This window comes from Streptomyces coryli (assembly GCF_011044975.1).
Lineage (GTDB): Bacteria > Actinomycetota > Actinomycetes > Streptomycetales > Streptomycetaceae > Streptomyces > Streptomyces coryli.
The window spans coordinates 1-1,562 of record NZ_JAAKZV010000514.1 but is presented as its reverse complement, the minus strand read 5'-3'; the positions used below and the strand labels follow the sequence as shown (position 1 = coordinate 1,562).

The following is a 1,562-nucleotide window of genomic DNA, read 5'->3' as shown; positions in this document are numbered from 1 at the left end:
CCCCTCCCGTACGCCCCGTCCCTCGCGCCCGACCCGGCTGGCCGGCGCCGTCACCGCCGCGGCCGCGCTGCTCGCCACCGCCCTGCCCGCGCAGGCGGCGTCCGCGCCCGAGGACCGGCAGTTCAAGGAGTACGTGGCCCTCGGCGACTCGTGGTCGGCCGATGTCGCCCTGTTCATGAACGTCTCGAGCGAGCACACGCCGTACGCCTGCTTCCAGTCGACGTGGAACTACCCGAAGAAGGTCGCCGAGCGGCTGAAGGTGACGTCCTTCCGGGACGCGACGTGCGGCTCCGCCACGTCGGAGCACTTCACACGCGCCCAGGAGATCAACCACCTGGGCGTCGCCCAGGGCACGAACCCGCCCCAGTTCGACCGGCTGACACCCACCACCGACCTGGTGACGATGGGCATCGGCGGCAACGACGCGGACCTCGCCGGCGCGGCGGTCTCGTGCTTCAACCTGCTGCCGTCGCTGGAGCTGCTGCCCGGCCTGGCACTGCCCGCACCCTTCGGCGGCCAGTGCCGCAAGGGCTGGGTGCGCGACGGCGTCGACGAGCTGTCGCAACGCATCGCCCCGGTCGAGGACAAGGTCTACCGGGCACTGAAGCGCACGCACAGGCTCGCCCCGAAGGCCACCGTCCTGGTCGTCGACTACCTGGCCGCGGTGCCCACGGACCGCGGCTGCTACCCGTATGTGCCGGTCAACGACGGCGACTTGATGTGGCTGGGCGAGAAACTCAAGGAACTCAACGCGGCACTCGCCCGGGCGGTGGCACGCGCCGACCGGGATGTCGAAGCCTTCGACGTACGGCTCGTGGACACGTACAGCGGGAGCGTGGGACACGACGTGTGCCAGTGGCCGGGCACCAAGTGGGTGGAGGGCCTGGTCCCCTTGACGGTCAACCCGCCGGGGCTGGCCGTACCGCTGCATCCCAACGAGCTGGGGGCGGACCATCAGGCCGCGTCGGTCCTCGAAAAGCTCATGTCGGATTCCCGCCAGCGGAACGGGCGCGAACTGGCGACGCTGGAGCCATGACAGGGACCAGCACCTACCGCCCCCAGCCCATCACCCCCGCCGCCCTGGCCGAGCTCCGCATCCGCGACGACGCCGGCCGGCCCATGCACCCGTACTACAACGACGACAACGGCGTACCCCTGCGCTGCTGCCTACGCCCCAGCAAGCTGGGCGAGCGCATCGCACTCGTCTCGTACGCACCCCTGCGCCGCTGGGCGGCGGAGACCGGTGCGCAGCCGGGCGCGTACGACGAACAGGGCCCGGTCTTCATCCACGCGGCGGACTGCGGCGGCCCGGCCCCGGAGGCCGCTGGCTACCCGTGGGCGAGCCCCGGCGCCCTGCGCGCCTTCCGCCGCTACGACGCGCGGGGACACATCGCGGGCGGCCGCCTGGTCGAACTCCCGGAGAACGCGAACGCCGCCTTCGACAAGGCACTGGCAGAAGCCTTCACGGACCCGGAGGTGGTCCAGGTCCACGTGCGGGCGGTGGAGTACGGCTGCTTCCACTTCCGGGTGGACCGCCCGGCATCCTGACACGCCCCCCAAAC

2 protein-coding genes are annotated in these 1,562 nt (G+C 71.8%); both read left to right on the top strand.

Going from position 1 to position 1,562, the window contains the following annotated elements; all coding sequences use genetic code 11:
* A partial coding sequence (locus tag G5C51_RS41845; RefSeq protein WP_165246147.1) for an SGNH/GDSL hydrolase family protein occupies positions 1-1,036 on the top strand: 1,036 nt, incomplete at its 5' end.
* On the top strand, positions 1,033-1,548 hold the full coding sequence (locus tag G5C51_RS41840) for a DUF1203 domain-containing protein (protein WP_165246145.1): 516 nt from the start codon (positions 1,033-1,035) through the stop codon (positions 1,546-1,548). The genes G5C51_RS41845 and G5C51_RS41840, both read left to right, overlap by 4 nt.
* Positions 1,549-1,562: the final 14 nt, after the last annotated feature.